The 1,372-nt window shown below is 44.5% G+C and carries 1 protein-coding gene; it reads right to left on the reverse strand.

Annotated features, from left to right (window positions below; translation table 11 throughout):
• Positions 1-93 precede the first annotated feature (93 nt).
• Positions 94-1,332, reverse strand: a complete 1,239-nt coding sequence (locus BW935_RS17995) for an IS256 family transposase (protein WP_076503166.1) — start codon at positions 1,330-1,332, stop codon at positions 94-96.
• Positions 1,333-1,372 lie beyond the last annotated feature (40 nt).

Consider the following 1,372-nt stretch of genomic DNA (forward strand, 5'->3'; position numbering starts at 1 on the left):
GGGATAGTTCATTAAACTGTGTCTAAGGTTTAATCTTTCTTTCAGCCTACTGTCTTAGTTGCCTTAAGGAAACTAAGACAGTAGGCTGAAAATTCAGTTTTTTTGTGGCACCCTATCCGGGTACAGCTCCATGATTTCACGCTGGATGGAAGTCCATCCCCTTGCATTTTTCTTCCATGACTTTTCGTTCCGACTGATCGATAAATAGAGCTGCTTTAACAGTGCTGTTTCCGATGCCCATGCAGCTTTGCTTTTTATCAGTTTTCGCATGATCCGATGTAGGGCCTCTACTGGATTGGTTGTATAGATCATCTTCCGCATTCCAACAGGAAAATCCAGGAATGCCATCAGCTCAGTCCAGTTGTCACGCCATTGCCGTACTATATACTTATATTTCTTGCCCCATGTGGCTTCAAAGGCTGACAATGCTGTTTTCGCACCTTCTTCAGTGGTGGAGGTGTATACCTGACGTAAGTCCTTTATTACAGCCTTCTTATCAGCTTCATCCACATATTTCAGCGAATTCCTCATTTGGTGAACAATGCACTTTTGGACAACTGAAGCAGGGAACACTTCCTGAATCTGTTCGGAAAATCCCTGTAGATCATCCGTGCAGACCACCAAAATATCGGCTACTCCTCTTGATTTAAGATCTTCCATTACCAGGCCCCATTTTTTAGCTCCTTCTCCGCCCGAGTTGATGTAAAGACCTAATACGTCCCTTTTCCCTTCCCAGTCCACCGAATATACCGTATAGAAGGCACTACTGATGTATTTGCCCTCCTGGCGTACTTTGAAGTGTATGGCATCCAGGTACACGATGGGATAAAAGCTTTGAAGGCTTCTTGTACGCCATTCCTGAATCTCAGGGAGCACCTTATCGGTAATCTGGGAGATACGACCTGCTGAGATACTCACCCCGTAAATCTCCTCCAGCAGACGCCTTACGTCTTCCACTGAATTACCCTGCGCATACAGGGCCAGTATCTGATCATCAAGGCCGCTGCTCAGTTCACGTTCACGTTTGCCTACCAGTTCGGGCTCAAAGTCTCCATTACGGTCTCTGGGAGTAGAAATATCCAGAAAACCAGCATCGCTAACCACTCGCTTGGGAGTCCTGCCGTTACGCTTATTTACATGGCCAGAGGCCCGCTCTTCTGATAGAAAACTCTCAATCTCTCCCTCAAGCATGGTATTCACCATTTGTTGTAAAATCTCACTAAATGGACTCTCTTTGCCCAGTAATCCTTTCTTACTGTAAAGACGTTCTTTCAAACGTTCACTCATCTTAGGATCATTTAATAAGTCATCAATTGTCTTTTTCTTGTTCATATTGTGTAAAGTTAGCAGACACACTTAAATGAACAGTCTC

The sequence above is a fragment of the Belliella pelovolcani genome, assembly GCF_900156785.1.
GTDB lineage: Bacteria > Bacteroidota > Bacteroidia > Cytophagales > Cyclobacteriaceae > Belliella > Belliella pelovolcani.

What these genes read in the sequence shown, in the direction of transcription:
- BW935_RS17995 (WP_076503166.1), bottom strand. Translation starts at nt 1,332, where the DNA reads ATGAACAAGAAAAAGACAATTGATGACTTATTAAATGATCCTAAGATG.